The following is a 13,144-nucleotide window of genomic DNA, read 5'->3' as shown; positions in this document are numbered from 1 at the left end:
ATAGGTTACTCCGTCTCACTTCTCGTCAACGACGCGAACGAGATGCTGGACCGCACGGATCATGCCGCGAACCGCCGGAGTGTCTTCCAGGGTGCGCTGACGATGCATCTTGTTGAGACCCAGACCGACCAGCGTCTGACGCTGGATTGCCGGGCGGCGAATAGGGCTGCCGATCTGTTCGACCGTGACAGTCTTCTTGGCTTCAGTAGTTTTCTTGGCCATGATCCAGCTCCTTATTCTTCAGAAGCGTTGCCGGAAGCGGCACGACGAGCCTGAAGGGTCGCATATTTCAGACCGCGCTGTGCAGCGATGTCCTTCGGATGAACCTGATGCTTCAGAGCGTCGAACGTGGCGCGAACCATGTTGTACGGGTTCGACGAACCGGTCGACTTCGCAACAACGTCATGAACGCCGAGCGTTTCGAAAACGGCGCGCATCGGACCACCGGCGATGATACCGGTACCGGCCTTGGCCGAACGCAGCAGAACCTTACCTGCGCCGTGACGGCCATTGACGTCGTGGTGCAGAGTGCGGCCATCGCGCAGCGGAACGAAGATCAGATCGCGCTTTGCGCTTTCGGTTGCCTTGCGGATCGCTTCCGGCACTTCACGAGCCTTGCCGTGACCGAAGCCAACGCGGCCCTTCTGGTCGCCAACGACGACGAGAGCGGCGAAACCGAAACGACGGCCACCCTTAACAACCTTTGCAACGCGGTTGATCGCGACCAGCTTGTCGACGAATTCGCTATCGCGCTCTTCACGGTTCTGGCGATCGTCGCGAGAACCTCTTTTTTCCTGTGCCATTGTCCTTGTCCTTTTTCTTTTACGGGTGGAACGGCAAACGAAAAGACCAGCGGCCTCGATGAAGAGATCCGCATGGCCCGGTGAAATTCCGCCCGGATCATTGTCCGGGCGGAAACTGCAGCGCAAGAAGCGCTGCAGCATCTTGGTTGGTGCATGATCCTTTCTTTCGATTTCAAAAAATCGAAAGGGTCATTCACTCAGAAGTTCAGACCGCCTTCGCGGGCAGCGTCTGCCAGGGCCTTGATGCGGCCGTGATAGATGAACGCGCCACGGTCGAATACGACATCCTTGACGCCAGCCTTGACGCCGCGCTCGGCAACCAGCTTGCCGACAACGCTTGCTGCTGCAACGTCGGCGCCGGTCTTGAGCGAGCCGCGCAGATCGGCTTCGAGCGTGGAGGCAGACGCAAGCGTCTTGCCAGCAACGTCATCGATGATCTGGGCGTAGATGTTCTTCGACGAGCGATGAACCGACAGGCGCGGGCGGCCGTTGGCAACCGCCTTGATCTGGCGGCGCACACGGCTCGCGCGACGTGCAAGTGCTTCTTTCCTGCTAGCCATTTCGCGTGATCCTTACTTCTTCTTGCCTTCTTTGCGGACAATACGCTCTTCAGCGTATTTCACGCCCTTGCCCTTGTAGGGCTCGGGACCGCGGTATTCGCGGATTTCCGCGGCTACCTGGCCAACCTGCTGCTTGTTGATGCCGGAAACGATGATTTCCGTCGGCTTCGGAACGGCAATGGTGATGCCGACCGGCGGCTCGTAAACAACGTCGTGGGAGAAGCCGAGAGCCAGCTGCAGGTTCTTGCCCTGCATGGCGGCACGGTAACCAACGCCGTTGATTTCGAGCTTGCGCTCATAGCCGTCCTTAACACCCTTGAAGATGTTCTCGATCATCGTGCGGGACATGCCCCACTTCGAACGAGCTTCCTTGGTGCCGTTTGCCGGCGTTACGGAAACGCCGTTATCTTCGAGCTTCAGCTGGATGTCGTCGTTAGCGACGAAAAACAGCTCGCCCTTCGGGCCCTTCGCAGTGACCTTCTGGCCGTCGACATTGGCCGTCACACCTGCGGGAACCGGAACGGGCTTTTTACCGATACGAGACATTATTCAATCCTGTCTGTTCGTTATGGAGATCCTTGCTCGGGTCTTAGAAGACCGAGCAAAGAACCTCGCCACCAACGTTCTGTTCGCGAGCCTGGTGATCGGCCATCACGCCCTTCGGGGTCGAAAGGATGGTGATGCCGAGGCCGTTCGCGACCTGCGGAATGGACTTTACCGAGACATAAACCCGGCGGCCCGGCTTGGACACGCGGCCGATCTCACGGATCACCGACGCGCCTTCGTAGTACTTCAGCTCGATCGTGAATTCGGACTTGCCGTTTTCGAAATCGACCTTGGAATAACCGCGGATGTAGCCTTCAGACTGCAGCACGTCGAGAACGCGTGCGCGCAGGCTGGAAGCAGGCGTGCTTACCGAAGACTTGCGGCGAGCAGCACCATTGCGGATGCGGGTGAGCATATCACCCAAAGGATCAGTCATGGTCATGTGCCCGTCTCCTTACCAGCTCGACTTGACAATGCCCGGCACCTTGCCGGAATTGCCCAGCTCACGAAGCGCGATACGCGACATCTTGAGTTTGCGATAGAACGCGCGCGGACGGCCCGTTACTTCGCAGCGGTTGCGGATACGCGTCTTCGAGCCGTCACGCGGCAGCGAAGCGAGCTTCAGGGTGGCCTTGAACCGCTCTTCGATCGGAAGGGACTGGTTCATCACGATCGCCTTCAGTGCGGCGCGCTTGGCGGCCTGCTGGGCGACCGACTTGCGGCGGCGCTTGTTCTTTTCAACTGCGCTTGTTTTCGCCATATCGGAGTTCCTTTTCTACGCTCGTCGTTACGGTTAGTGACGGAACGGGAAGTTGAACTCTGTCAGCAGAGCCCGAGCTTCGTCGTCCGACGTCGCCGTCGTGCAAACGATGATGTCCATGCCCCACATCTGATCAACCTTATCGTAGTTGATCTCAGGGAACACAATGTGTTCCTTGATGCCCATGGCGAAGTTGCCACGGCCGTCAAAGCTCTTCGGGTTCAGGCCCCGGAAGTCGCGAACGCGCGGCAGCGCGATGTTGACCAGACGATCAAGGAATTCGTACATGCGGGCGCCACGAAGGGTAACCTTCGCACCGATCGGCATGCCTTCGCGAACCTTGAAACCTGCGATCGAGTTGCGAGCGCGGGTAACGACCGGCTTCTGGCCGGCAATCGCAGCCAGGTCACCGGCAGCGATGGTGGGCTTCTTGGAGTCGGCGGTTGCTTCGCCGACGCCCATGTTGATCACGATCTTTTCAAGCTTCGGGATCATCATGACGTTCGCGTAGGAGAACTTCTCCTGCATGGCGCCACGGATACGGGAAACGTATTCCGTCTTGAGACGCGGCTCGTACTTATCAGCCATCGATCACTTCTCCCGAACGCTTGGCCACGCGGACCTTCTTGCCATCCACAACCGAGAAGCCAACGCGGGTCGGCTTGCCATCCTTGTCGACGATGGCGATGTTGGAGATGTGCAAGGATGCTTCCTTGTTGATGATGCCGGCTTCCTGGGCCTGGGTCTGGCGCTGGTGACGCTTCACCATGTTGACGCCACGCACAACGGCCCGATCTTCCTTCGGCAAAACCTGGATTACTTCGCCGGTACGGCCCTTGTCCTTACCGGTCAATACGACAACCTTGTCGCCTTTACGAATCTTCTGCATCGCATTCGCTCCTTACAGTACTTCCGGAGCCAGCGAGATGATCTTCATGTGGTTCTTGGCGCGAAGTTCGCGCGGAACCGGTCCGAAGATACGGGTGCCGATGGGCTCTTTCTTGTTGTCGATAAGAACGGCTGCGTTGTTATCGAAACGGATGACGCTGCCGTCAGCGCGGCGGATGTCCTTGGCGGTGCGCACGACAACCGCCTTCATCACGTCGCCCTTCTTGACGCGGCCGCGCGGAATAGCTTCCTTGATGGAAACGACAATAATGTCGCCAACAGAAGCATATTTGCGCTTCGAGCCGCCCAGCACCTTGATGCACATGACACGACGTGCGCCGGAATTATCCGCCACGTCGAGGTTTGTTTGCATCTGAATCATGTCAGGTCGCCTTCTTGTTGTTACCGGAACGGTTGGGCAAACTCTCCCGAGCGAGCCCCCTGCCCCAGCTTATGAATATCTCTTTTTTTGCGCGGAAATGTCGTGACAGGGTGGTTTCCCGAAGGACCTTCCGTGCGCATCAAAGCAAAAGACGCCCGGGTCACGAGCGTCCTTGCGCTGCTTCATACAGGATTCCGCGCCAAGTACAAGAGACCTGGCGCGATTCTGATGAAATTAAGCCTGGGCGGAAACGACCGTCCAGCGCTTGTCCTTGGAAATCGGTGCGCATTCCTCGATGGAAACGACATCGCCGACCTTATACTGATTGTTTTCGTCGTGCGCCTTGTACTTCTTCGAACGACGAACGGTCTTTTGCATGAGCGGGTGAGCGAATCGACGCTCAACCCGGACCACGACAGTCTTCTCGTTCTTGTCGGACACTACGACGCCCTGCAGAATGCGTTTCGGCATATTATTCTTCCTTAGGCCTTGGCTTCTGCCGCCTTCTGGCGGGCAATGGTTTTAACGCGGGCGATGTCCTTGCGGACTTCGTTGATGCGCGAGGACTTCTCCAGCTGGCCAGTTGCCTTCTGGAAGCGCAGGTTGAACTGCTCCTTCTTCAGATCGGCGAGCTTGTCCTTGAGCTGGTCGGCGCTGAGGCCGCGAACTTCATCGGCTTTCATGTGCCTTGCTCCTTACTCTGCGATGCGCTGTACGAAGCGCGTCTTGACCGAGAGCTTGGCAGCGCCGAGACGAAGCGCCTCACGGGCGATCTCCTCGGTAACACCGTCGATCTCGAACATCATACGACCGGGCTTGACCTTGCATGCCCAGTAATCGACCGAACCCTTGCCCTTACCCATACGAACTTCGGTCGGCTTGGCCGTAACCGGAACGTCGGGGAATACGCGGATCCACACACGACCTGCGCGCTTCATGTAACGCGTGATCGCGCGGCGGGCCGCTTCGATCTCGCGTGCATTCACGCGGTTCGGTTCCTGCGACTTCAAGCCGAATTCACCGAATGCCAGGTCAAAGCCGCCCTTGGCGACGCCCTTGATGCGTCCCTTGAACTGCTTACGGTACTTAGTACGCTTTGGCTGCAACATTTTCTTACTTCTCCGAGCTTATCTTTCGCCAGCGTCAATCAAGCGTTTTCGCGACGACGATCGGGACGATCGCCACGCTCACGGCTTGCAGGGCCCTGTGCGTCGCCTTCGAGACCGCGACGCTCAGAAGCCATCGGATCGTGCTCAAGGATTTCGCCCTTGAAGATCCAGACCTTGATGCCGCAGATGCCGAATGCGGTTTCAGCTTCGGCCGTGCCGTAGTCGATGTCCGCACGCAGCGTGTGCAGCGGAACGCGACCTTCGCGGTACCATTCGGTACGAGCGATTTCCGCACCACCAAGACGACCGCCGCAGGTGATCTTGATGCCTTCGGCGCCAAGACGCATTGCGGACTGAACAGCGCGCTTCATCGCACGGCGGAAAGCCACGCGGCGCTCGAGCTGCTGAGCGATCGACTGGGCAACCAGCGTCGCGTCGATTTCCGGCTTGCGCACTTCAACGATGTTGAGGTGCGTTTCGGAGTTGGTCATCTCGGAAAGCTTCTTGCGAAGCTTCTCGATGTCTGCACCCTTCTTGCCGATGATCAGACCCGGACGAGCCGAGTGGATCGTAACGCGGCACTTCTTGTGCGGACGCTCGATGACGACCTTGGCGATGCCGGCCTGCTTGAGTTCCTTGATCAGGTAAGCCCGGATCTTCAGGTCTTCATGCAGCAGCTTGCCGTATTCAGCGGTGTCAGCGTACCAGCGGCTGTCCCAGGTACGGTTGATGCCGAGGCGGAAGCCGATCGGATTGATTTTCTGACCCATTATGCGGCCTCCCCTTTTTCCTCAACTTCACGAACAACGATCGTGAGGTGAGCGAACGGCTTTTCAATGCGGGAAGCACGACCACGGCCACGAGCGTGGAAACGCTTCATGGTGATGGACTTGCCAACATAGGCCTCGGCGACGACGAGAGCGTCGACGTCGAGGTCATGGTTGTTTTCCGCATTGGCAATTGCAGATTCGAGCGTCTTCTTGACGGTGCCTGCAATGCGCTTGCGGGAGAATTCGAGCTCGGCGAGAGCGCGATCAACCTTCTTGCCACGGATAAGAGCGGCAACCAGGTTCAGTTTCTGGGGGCTGACGCGGAGCGTACGGGCAATGGCCTGAGCCTCATTGTCCTTCAGCCGGCGTTCGGTCTTAGCCTTCGCCATGATTACTTCCTCTTTGCCTTCTTGTCCGCGCCGTGACCGTAATAGGTACGGGTCGGAGAGAATTCACCGAACTTGTGTCCGACCATGTCTTCGTTGACCGAGACGGGCACATGCTTGCTGCCGTTGTAGACGCCGAAGGTCAGACCAACGAACTGCGGCAGGATCGTGGAGCGACGGCTCCAGATCTTGATTACTTCGTTACGTCCGCTCTCGCGCACCTTCTCAGCCTTGGTGAGAAGATAGCCGTCAACAAACGGACCTTTCCATACTGAACGAGCCATTAGTGACTACCTCTCTTACTTCTTACGCTGATGGCGCGAGCGCATGATGAACTTGTCGGTCGACTTGTTCGAACGGGTGCGCTTGCCCTTCGTGGGCTTGCCCCACGGAGTAACCGGGTGGCGACCACCCGACGTGCGACCTTCACCACCACCGTGCGGGTGGTCGACCGGGTTCATGACGACGCCGCGAACGTGCGGACGCTTGCCACGCCAACGCGAACGACCAGCCTTGCCGTCGTTGATGTTGCCGTGATCCGAGTTCGAAACAGCGCCGATCGATGCGAGGCAGGAGCCGTGCACCAGACGCTGTTCGCCCGAGTTGAGACGCAGGATGGCCATACCGGCATCGCGGCCGACGAGCTGGACATACGTACCGGCGGAGCGAGCGATCTGACCGCCCTTGCCCGGCTTCATCTCGACGTTGTGGATGATCGAACCAACCGGAATGTACTGAAGCGGCATGGTGTTGCCGGGCTTCACGTCCACTGCCTTGTCGGAGGCGATCACCTTGTCACCGGCAGCGAGACGCTGTGGCGCGAGAATGTAAGCCTGTTCGCCGTCGGTATACGTAACCAGCGCGATGAACGCGGTGCGGTTGGGGTCGTATTCCAGACGTTCAACGGTGCCTTCAACGTCGAACTTGCGACGCTTGAAGTCAACCAGACGGTAGGTCCGCTTGTGACCGCCACCCTGGAAACGGACGGTGATCCGGCCCTGGTTGTTACGGCCACCCTTGGAGCTGAGGCCCTGGGTGAGAGCCTTTACCGGCTTGCCCTTGTAGAGCGAAGCGCGGTCCACGATAACCAGCTGACGCTGGCTCGGCGTGGTCGGATTGAAACTTTTCAATGCCATATTCTTGTTCCCTTTTGGGTCTTTGCCCGCTTGGGCCTAACCTTTAGAGTCCGGTGGACACGTCGATGGATTGACCTTCGGCGAGCGTAACGACGGCTTTCTTGACGTCCTTAAGCTTACCGGCGAACCCACGGAAACGACGGGTCTTACCCTTGCGGATAAGCGTGTTCACAGCCGTGACTTTGACGCCGAAGAGAGCTTCCACGGCAGCCTTGATTTCAGGCTTGGAAGCGTTCTTGGCGACGTTGAATACGACCTGGTTCTGTTCGGATACCAGCGTCGACTTTTCCGTGATCGAAGGAGATACGATCACATCGTAGTGGCGAAGATCCGTCATTTGAACCGCTCCTCCAGAGCCTCTACAGCAGCCTTGGAAAGCACCAGCTTGCCACGGCGCAGGATGTCGTAAACATTGATGCCCTGAACCGGCAGAACGTCCACGTTCGGGATGTTCTGAGCAGCGAGCTTGAAGTTACCATCAAGTTCGGCGCCGCCGATGACGAGAGCGTTGGTCAGGCCAAGCGAAGCGAAGCTGCCCAGCAGAGCCTTGGTCTTTGCTTCGGACGCGACGAGCTGATCGACGATGATCAGTTCTTCAGCCTTCAGCTTTGCAGACAGGGCGTGACGCAGAGCGAGCGCACGAACCTTCTTGGGAAGGTCATGGGCGTGGCTGCGAACGACCGGGCCGTGGGCCTTGCCGCCGCCGCGGAACTGCGGTGCGCGAGCCGAATGGTGACGAGCGCGGCCCGTACCCTTCTGCTTGTACATCTTCGCGCCGGTGCGGGAAACTTCCGACCGGTTCTTGGACTTGTGGGTTCCCTGCTGCTTCTTTGCAAGCTGCCAGCGAACCATGCGGGCCAGAATGTCCTGGCGGGGGTCGAGGCCGAAGATCTCATCCGACAGAGAAACCTTGCCGGCGTCTTTTCCCTCGAGGGTCTTGACGTTCAATTCCATGATAAGGCTCCCTTACTTCGCAGCCGACTTGACGGCGTCGCGGACGATGATCCAGGAACCCTTCGAGCCGGGAACTGCACCCTTCACGAGGATGAGGCCACGGTCTTCATCGGTCGAAACGACTTCGAGGTTCTGGGTCGTAACGCGCGTCTGGCCCATATGACCAGCCATGCGCTTGCCCTTCCAGACGCGGCCCGGATCCTGGTTGTTACCGGTCGAACCGTGTGCACGGTGCGATACGGAGTTACCGTGCGAAGCGCGGCCACCACCGAAGTTGTGACGCTTCATAGCACCGGCAAAACCTTTACCGATCGTGGTTCCAGTGACGTCGACCAGCTGGCCGGACTGAAAATGATTTGCGGTCAGTGTTGCACCGATGTCGATCAGGTTCTCGGGGGAAACCCGGAACTCGACGAGCTTGGCTTTCGGTTCGACATTGGCAGCGGCAAAGTGACCGCGAAGCGCCTTCGTCGTGTTCTTGACCTTGGACTGGCCGGCACCGAGCTGAACTGCGGTGTAGCCATTCTTGTCTTCCGTGCGCTGGGCAACGACTTGTACGTTATCCAGTCGCAATACTGTTACAGGGATATGTTCACCTGCGTCGTTATAGACGCGTGTCATACCCACTTTCTGTGCAATCACACCTGAACGCATTGGTTCATCCTCTTGCGAGCCTTGAAGGGAAAACCCTCTCTGGCCTTTGTTAAGGAGTGCCCTTCGACATCTCACGATGTTTCCGGTCTCCGGTTTGGAAGTCGTTGGATTGCTCCACGTACCTTCCTTGTTATTGGCCTTCACCCAAAGGTGAAGTCCGGCCTTGTTACTTCAGCCCTCACCTTGGATGGATCGGGCCGGGTCTTAGAGCTTGATTTCCACGTCAACGCCGGCAGCGAGGTCGAGCTTCATCAGAGCATCGACAGTCTGCGGGGTGGGGTCAACGATATCGAGAAGACGCTTGTGCGTCCGCATTTCGAACTGTTCACGGCTCTTCTTGTCCACGTGAGGAGAGCGGTTGACGGTAAACTTTTCGATGCGGGTGGGGAGCGGAACCGGGCCGCGAACGCTGGCGCCGGTGCGCTTTGCGGTCGACACGATTTCACGGGTAGAGGCATCGAGGATCCGGTGATCGAACGCCTTGAGGCGGATACGGATATTCTGGCCGTTCATTCGTCTTGTCCTTGTTCTTTGTTATTCGTTTCCGCACGCGGAAACACATGAACTTCTATTGATCGTGGCGCCGCAGATTTTCAAAAATCGAGAGAGATGCGCGTCGCACCCCAATCATTTCGGTAGTCTGTATTGCTAAAAACACCGCGTTCCGCAATCGCTTGCGAATCCAGCGGTGAATGTGAGTGCGCGTTTACGCGTTTTCACCGAATTTTTCAAGCACTAAAAATGCAACGCCGCCAGGCTTTTTATCAAAAGGCCGGCGGCGGTGCTGTTCACACCGCCGCCAGTCAGAATTTCAACGGTCGAAATTACTCGACGATCGAAGCGACGATGCCGGCGCCGACGGTACGGCCGCCTTCGCGGATAGCGAAGCGCAGCTTTTCTTCCATCGCGATCGGAACGATCAGCTCGACGTCAACGGTCACGTTGTCGCCAGGCATAACCATTTCCGTGCCTTCCGGAAGCGTAACGATGCCCGTTACGTCCGTCGTGCGGAAGTAGAACTGCGGACGGTAGTTCGTGAAGAACGGCGTATGACGGCCGCCTTCTTCCTTCGTCAGGATGTAGGCTTCTGCCTTGAACTTCTTGTGCGGCTTCACCGAACCCGGCTTGCACAGGATCTGACCACGCTCGACGCCGTCACGGTTAACACCGCGAACCAGTGCGCCGATGTTGTCGCCAGCCTGGCCCTGGTCGAGCAGCTTGCGGAACATTTCAACGCCGGTAACCGTCGTCTTCGAGGTCGGACGAATGCCGACGATCTCGACTTCTTCACCAACCTTGACGATACCGCGCTCAACGCGACCCGTCACAACCGTACCACGGCCCGAGATCGAGAACACGTCTTCGATCGGCATCAGGAACGGCTGGTCGATCGGACGCTCAGGCGTCGGGATGTAGGCGTCAACCGCAGCCATCAGCTCGCGGATCGCGTCTTCACCGATCTTCTTGTCAGAATCTTCAAGAGCGGCAAGAGCCGAACCCTTGATGATCGGGATATCGTCGCCCGGGAAGTCGTAGGACGACAGAAGTTCGCGAACTTCAAGCTCGACGAGCTCGAGAAGCTCGGCGTCGTCAACCTGGTCGACCTTGTTGAGGAACACGACGATTGCCGGAACGCCAACCTGACGGGCAAGCAGGATGTGCTCGCGGGTCTGCGGCATCGGGCCGTCGGCTGCCGAGCAAACCAGGATCGCGCCGTCCATCTGCGCAGCACCGGTGATCATGTTCTTCACGTAGTCGGCGTGGCCGGGGCAGTCAACGTGTGCGTAGTGACGGGCAGGCGTCTCATACTCAACGTGGGCCGTCGAAATCGTGATACCACGAGCCTTCTCTTCAGGCGCGGCGTCGATCTGGTCATACGCCTTGAACTCGCCGAAATACTTCGTGATCGCAGCAGTCAACGACGTCTTGCCGTGGTCGACGTGACCGATCGTGCCAATGTTGACGTGCGGCTTATTGCGCTCAAACTTGCTCTTTGCCATTAGTGGCTCTCCATTCTTGTCCCTTGACGGGAATAATCTTCAAAATTCGGTGGGGCGTACCCCGATCACTTCTGACCGGAGTACTTTGCCTGGATTTCCTGCGCCACGTTCGACGGAACCGGCGAATAGTGGTCGAACGTCATCGAGTACTGAGCGCGACCCTGCGACATGGAGCGCAGGTTGTCGACGTACTTGAACATGTTCGCGAGCGGAACATGCGCGTTGATGACAACGGCGATACCACGGCTTTCCTGGCCCTGGATCTGACCACGACGGGAATTCAGGTCGCCGATAACGTCGCCGACATAGTCTTCCGGCGTTACGACTTCGACCTTCATCATCGGCTCGAGAAGCTGTGCACCAGCCTTCTTGGCTGCTTCACGGAAGCAGGCACGCGATGCGATTTCGAAGGCGAGAACCGACGAGTCAACATCGTGGAATGCACCGTCGATGAGCGTCGCCTTGACGCCAAGCATCGGGAAGCCAGCCAGCGGACCGGAAGACAGAACGCTTTCGATACCCTTCTGAACGCCCGGGATGTATTCCTTCGGAACAGCACCACCGACGATCTTCGATTCGAACTTGAAGTCTTCGCCTTCGGGGTTCGGTTCGAAGATGATCTTCACGCGAGCGAACTGACCGGTACCACCGGACTGCTTCTTGTGCGTGTAGTCTTCTTCGTGCTGACGCGTGATGGTTTCGCGGTAGGCAACCTGCGGAGCACCGACGGTCGCTTCAACCTTGAACTCGCGACGCATACGGTCAACGAGAATGTCGAGGTGAAGTTCGCCCATGCCTGCGATGATCGTCTGACCGGACTCTTCGTCGGTCTTGACGCGGAACGAAGGATCTTCAGCAGCCAGACGGTTGAGCGCAAGGCCCATCTTTTCCTGGTCGCCCTTGGTCTTCGGCTCGATCGCGATCTGGATGACCGGCTCGGGGAATTCCATGCGCTCGAGGATAACCGGCTTCAGCGGATCGCAGAGCGTATCGCCAGTGGTGGTTTCCTTGAGGCCGGCCAGAGCAACGATGTCGCCTGCAAAGGCTTCTTCGATGTCTTCACGCGAGTTGGAGTGCATCTGCAGCATACGGCCGACGCGCTCGCGCTTGTCCTTGACCGTGTTGATGACCGACGTACCCTTTTCGAGCTTGCCCGAGTAGATGCGCGCAAACGTCAGCGAACCGACGAAGGGGTCGTTCATGATCTTGAACGCGAGCATGGAAAGCGGCTCGCTGTCGTCGGCATGACGCTCGATCTCGGCTTCGGTCTTGAAGTCGATGCCCTTGATCGCCGGAATGTCCAACGGAGAAGGCAGGTAGTCGACAACAGCGTCGAGAAGCGGCTGAACGCCCTTGTTCTTGAACGCGGTACCGCAGAACATCGGGTGGAACTTCACGTCGATGGTGCCGCGGCGAACGAGCGCACGGATCTTGTCGTTGTCGGGCATGATGCCGTTCAGGTAGTCTTCCATCGCTTCTTCGTCGATCTCGACAACAGTCTCGATCAGCTTTTCGCGATATTCGTCAGCCTTGGCCTTCATGTCATCGGGAATTTCGACGACGTCCCACTGGGCGCCGAGCGATTCGTCGCGCCAGATGAGTGCGTTCATCTCGATCAGGTCGATAACGCCCTTGAACTCGGTCTCAGCGCCGATCGGCAGCTGCATGACGACGGCGATGGCGCCGAGACGGGTCTTGATCATTTCTACCGAGCGGTAGAAGTCAGCGCCGGTCTTGTCCATCTTGTTGCAGAAGATCATGCGCGGAACATGATACTTCTCAGCCTGACGCCAGACGGTTTCCGTCTGCGGCTCCACACCGGCGTTGGCGTCGAGCAGTGCGATGGCGCCGTCGAGAACGCGCAGCGAACGCTCGACTTCAATGGTGAAGTCGACGTGGCCGGGGGTGTCGATGATGTTGAAGCGGCGCATCTTGCCGTCGCGACCCTTCCAGAAGGTCGTGGTGGCTGCGGAGGTGATGGTGATACCACGCTCCTGCTCCTGCTCCATCCAGTCCATCGTGGCAGCGCCATCATGAACTTCGCCGATCTTGTGCGACTTACCGGTGTAATAAAGAATACGCTCGGTGGTCGTCGTCTTGCCGGCGTCGATATGCGCCATGATACCGAAATTGCGGTAGTCTTCGATTTTATATTCGCGAGCCATAATGGACTGCCTTTCGATATGCGACCGGTTA

General features: G+C 58.1%; 22 protein-coding genes. All 22 read right to left on the bottom strand.

What is annotated here, in order from left to right; genetic code table 11:
• Positions 1 to 15: 15 nt before the first annotated feature.
• Positions 16 to 222, bottom strand: coding sequence for a 50S ribosomal protein L30 (gene rpmD / locus ACIQUH_RS07485; protein ID WP_003495212.1), 207 nt, complete (start codon positions 220 to 222; stop codon positions 16 to 18).
• Between the two features lie 11 nt (positions 223 to 233).
• Positions 234 to 803: a 30S ribosomal protein S5 gene (gene rpsE / locus ACIQUH_RS07480; RefSeq protein WP_003495208.1), complete on the bottom strand. Its 570-nt coding sequence runs from the start codon at positions 801 to 803 to the stop codon at positions 234 to 236.
• Between the two features lie 197 nt (positions 804 to 1,000).
• Positions 1,001 to 1,363 (bottom strand): 50S ribosomal protein L18, encoded by a 363-nt coding sequence (gene rplR, locus ACIQUH_RS07475; protein WP_269340884.1) that lies wholly within the window; start codon positions 1,361 to 1,363, stop codon positions 1,001 to 1,003.
• A gap of 12 nt (positions 1,364 to 1,375) precedes the next feature.
• Positions 1,376 to 1,909: a 50S ribosomal protein L6 gene (gene rplF, locus ACIQUH_RS07470; RefSeq protein WP_003495204.1), complete on the bottom strand. Its 534-nt coding sequence runs from the start codon at positions 1,907 to 1,909 to the stop codon at positions 1,376 to 1,378.
• 43 nt (positions 1,910 to 1,952) lie between these two features.
• Positions 1,953 to 2,351 (bottom strand): 30S ribosomal protein S8, encoded by a 399-nt coding sequence (gene rpsH / locus ACIQUH_RS07465; protein ID WP_004442588.1) that lies wholly within the window; start codon positions 2,349 to 2,351, stop codon positions 1,953 to 1,955.
• Positions 2,352 to 2,363: 12 nt separating this feature from the next.
• Complete coding sequence (gene rpsN / locus ACIQUH_RS07460) at positions 2,364 to 2,669, bottom strand: 30S ribosomal protein S14 (protein ID WP_400813424.1); 306 nt, start codon at positions 2,667 to 2,669, stop codon at positions 2,364 to 2,366.
• A 33-nt stretch (positions 2,670 to 2,702) separates the two neighbouring features.
• Positions 2,703 to 3,257, bottom strand: a complete 555-nt coding sequence (rplE, locus tag ACIQUH_RS07455) for a 50S ribosomal protein L5 (protein ID WP_003495201.1) — start codon at positions 3,255 to 3,257, stop codon at positions 2,703 to 2,705.
• On the bottom strand, positions 3,250 to 3,558 hold the full coding sequence (gene rplX, locus ACIQUH_RS07450; protein ID WP_003521006.1) for a 50S ribosomal protein L24: 309 nt from the start codon (positions 3,556 to 3,558) through the stop codon (positions 3,250 to 3,252). The genes rplE and rplX overlap by 8 nt, the downstream gene beginning before the upstream one ends.
• Before the next feature lie 12 nt (positions 3,559 to 3,570).
• Complete coding sequence (gene rplN / locus ACIQUH_RS07445) at positions 3,571 to 3,939, bottom strand: 50S ribosomal protein L14 (protein WP_003495199.1); 369 nt, start codon at positions 3,937 to 3,939, stop codon at positions 3,571 to 3,573.
• A 234-nt stretch (positions 3,940 to 4,173) separates the two neighbouring features.
• Complete coding sequence (rpsQ, locus tag ACIQUH_RS07440; RefSeq protein ID WP_077983837.1) at positions 4,174 to 4,410, bottom strand: 30S ribosomal protein S17; 237 nt, start codon at positions 4,408 to 4,410, stop codon at positions 4,174 to 4,176.
• Positions 4,411 to 4,421: 11 nt separating this feature from the next.
• Positions 4,422 to 4,622, bottom strand: coding sequence for a 50S ribosomal protein L29 (gene rpmC, locus ACIQUH_RS07435; protein ID WP_003495193.1), 201 nt, complete (start codon positions 4,620 to 4,622; stop codon positions 4,422 to 4,424).
• Between the two features lie 12 nt (positions 4,623 to 4,634).
• Positions 4,635 to 5,048 carry a 50S ribosomal protein L16 gene (rplP, locus tag ACIQUH_RS07430; RefSeq protein ID WP_003507774.1) on the bottom strand — a complete coding sequence of 138 codons (414 nt, stop codon included), beginning with the start codon at positions 5,046 to 5,048 and terminating at the stop codon, positions 4,635 to 4,637.
• A 38-nt stretch (positions 5,049 to 5,086) separates the two neighbouring features.
• Entirely contained in the window at positions 5,087 to 5,818 is a 732-nt protein-coding gene (gene rpsC, locus ACIQUH_RS07425; RefSeq protein ID WP_003495188.1) for a 30S ribosomal protein S3, read from the bottom strand.
• Positions 5,818 to 6,207, bottom strand: a complete 390-nt coding sequence (gene rplV / locus ACIQUH_RS07420; RefSeq protein WP_006313972.1) for a 50S ribosomal protein L22 — start codon at positions 6,205 to 6,207, stop codon at positions 5,818 to 5,820. Before rplV ends, rpsC begins: the two co-directional genes overlap by 1 nt.
• A gap of 2 nt (positions 6,208 to 6,209) precedes the next feature.
• Positions 6,210 to 6,488: a 30S ribosomal protein S19 gene (rpsS, locus tag ACIQUH_RS07415; RefSeq protein ID WP_003507772.1), complete on the bottom strand. Its 279-nt coding sequence runs from the start codon at positions 6,486 to 6,488 to the stop codon at positions 6,210 to 6,212.
• 15 nt (positions 6,489 to 6,503) lie between these two features.
• Positions 6,504 to 7,340, bottom strand: coding sequence for a 50S ribosomal protein L2 (rplB, locus tag ACIQUH_RS07410; RefSeq protein WP_003507771.1), 837 nt, complete (start codon positions 7,338 to 7,340; stop codon positions 6,504 to 6,506).
• 43 nt (positions 7,341 to 7,383) lie between these two features.
• Positions 7,384 to 7,677: a 50S ribosomal protein L23 gene (locus tag ACIQUH_RS07405; protein ID WP_003521003.1), complete on the bottom strand. Its 294-nt coding sequence runs from the start codon at positions 7,675 to 7,677 to the stop codon at positions 7,384 to 7,386.
• Positions 7,674 to 8,294 (bottom strand): 50S ribosomal protein L4, encoded by a 621-nt coding sequence (rplD, locus tag ACIQUH_RS07400; RefSeq protein ID WP_003495173.1) that lies wholly within the window; start codon positions 8,292 to 8,294, stop codon positions 7,674 to 7,676. The genes ACIQUH_RS07405 and rplD overlap by 4 nt, the downstream gene beginning before the upstream one ends.
• A gap of 12 nt (positions 8,295 to 8,306) precedes the next feature.
• A complete protein-coding gene (gene rplC / locus ACIQUH_RS07395; protein ID WP_003507769.1) occupies positions 8,307 to 8,948 on the bottom strand; it encodes a 50S ribosomal protein L3 in 642 nt (213 codons plus the stop codon).
• Positions 8,949 to 9,152: 204 nt separating this feature from the next.
• Complete coding sequence (gene rpsJ, locus ACIQUH_RS07390) at positions 9,153 to 9,461, bottom strand: 30S ribosomal protein S10 (RefSeq protein ID WP_003507767.1); 309 nt, start codon at positions 9,459 to 9,461, stop codon at positions 9,153 to 9,155.
• Positions 9,462 to 9,772: 311 nt separating this feature from the next.
• Positions 9,773 to 10,948 (bottom strand): elongation factor Tu, encoded by a 1,176-nt coding sequence (gene tuf, locus ACIQUH_RS07385; protein WP_400813409.1) that lies wholly within the window; start codon positions 10,946 to 10,948, stop codon positions 9,773 to 9,775.
• 65 nt (positions 10,949 to 11,013) lie between these two features.
• Complete coding sequence (fusA, locus tag ACIQUH_RS07380; protein WP_080834948.1) at positions 11,014 to 13,113, bottom strand: elongation factor G; 2,100 nt, start codon at positions 13,111 to 13,113, stop codon at positions 11,014 to 11,016.
• Positions 13,114 to 13,144 lie beyond the last annotated feature (31 nt).

Source organism: Agrobacterium sp. NPDC090283 (genome assembly GCF_044769685.1).
Taxonomy (GTDB): domain Bacteria; phylum Pseudomonadota; class Alphaproteobacteria; order Rhizobiales; family Rhizobiaceae; genus Agrobacterium.
Note: the sequence above shows the minus strand (reverse complement) of the source record. Positions and strands in the feature narration are given on the sequence as shown.

Coding starts and splice junctions, on each gene's coding strand:
- rpmD (WP_003495212.1), bottom strand. CDS start 222: ATGGCCAAGAAAACTACTGAAGCCAAGAAGACTGTCACGGTCGAACAG.
- rpsE (WP_003495208.1), bottom strand. CDS start 803: ATGGCACAGGAAAAAAGAGGTTCTCGCGACGATCGCCAGAACCGTGAA.
- rplR (WP_269340884.1), bottom strand. CDS start 1,363: ATGGCTAGCAGGAAAGAAGCACTTGCACGTCGCGCGAGCCGTGTGCGC.
- rplF (WP_003495204.1), bottom strand. CDS start 1,909: ATGTCTCGTATCGGTAAAAAGCCCGTTCCGGTTCCCGCAGGTGTGACG.
- rpsH (WP_004442588.1), bottom strand. CDS start 2,351: ATGACCATGACTGATCCTTTGGGTGATATGCTCACCCGCATCCGCAAT.
- rpsN (WP_400813424.1), bottom strand. CDS start 2,669: ATGGCGAAAACAAGCGCAGTTGAAAAGAACAAGCGCCGCCGCAAGTCG.
- rplE (WP_003495201.1), bottom strand. CDS start 3,257: ATGGCTGATAAGTACGAGCCGCGTCTCAAGACGGAATACGTTTCCCGT.
- rplX (WP_003521006.1), bottom strand. CDS start 3,558: ATGCAGAAGATTCGTAAAGGCGACAAGGTTGTCGTATTGACCGGTAAG.
- rplN (WP_003495199.1), bottom strand. CDS start 3,939: ATGATTCAGATGCAAACAAACCTCGACGTGGCGGATAATTCCGGCGCA.
- rpsQ (WP_077983837.1), bottom strand. CDS start 4,410: ATGCCGAAACGCATTCTGCAGGGCGTCGTAGTGTCCGACAAGAACGAG.
- rpmC (WP_003495193.1), bottom strand. CDS start 4,622: ATGAAAGCCGATGAAGTTCGCGGCCTCAGCGCCGACCAGCTCAAGGAC.
- rplP (WP_003507774.1), bottom strand. CDS start 5,048: ATGTTGCAGCCAAAGCGTACTAAGTACCGTAAGCAGTTCAAGGGACGC.
- rpsC (WP_003495188.1), bottom strand. CDS start 5,818: ATGGGTCAGAAAATCAATCCGATCGGCTTCCGCCTCGGCATCAACCGT.
- rplV (WP_006313972.1), bottom strand. CDS start 6,207: ATGGCGAAGGCTAAGACCGAACGCCGGCTGAAGGACAATGAGGCTCAG.
- rpsS (WP_003507772.1), bottom strand. CDS start 6,488: ATGGCTCGTTCAGTATGGAAAGGTCCGTTTGTTGACGGCTATCTTCTC.
- rplB (WP_003507771.1), bottom strand. CDS start 7,340: ATGGCATTGAAAAGTTTCAATCCGACCACGCCGAGCCAGCGTCAGCTG.
- ACIQUH_RS07405 (WP_003521003.1), bottom strand. CDS start 7,677: ATGACGGATCTTCGCCACTACGATGTGATCGTATCTCCTTCGATCACG.
- rplD (WP_003495173.1), bottom strand. CDS start 8,294: ATGGAATTGAACGTCAAGACCCTCGAGGGAAAAGACGCCGGCAAGGTT.
- rplC (WP_003507769.1), bottom strand. CDS start 8,948: ATGCGTTCAGGTGTGATTGCACAGAAAGTGGGTATGACACGCGTCTAT.
- rpsJ (WP_003507767.1), bottom strand. CDS start 9,461: ATGAACGGCCAGAATATCCGTATCCGCCTCAAGGCGTTCGATCACCGG.
- tuf (WP_400813409.1), bottom strand. CDS start 10,948: ATGGCAAAGAGCAAGTTTGAGCGCAATAAGCCGCACGTCAACATTGGC.
- fusA (WP_080834948.1), bottom strand. CDS start 13,113: ATGGCTCGCGAATATAAAATCGAAGACTACCGCAATTTCGGTATCATG.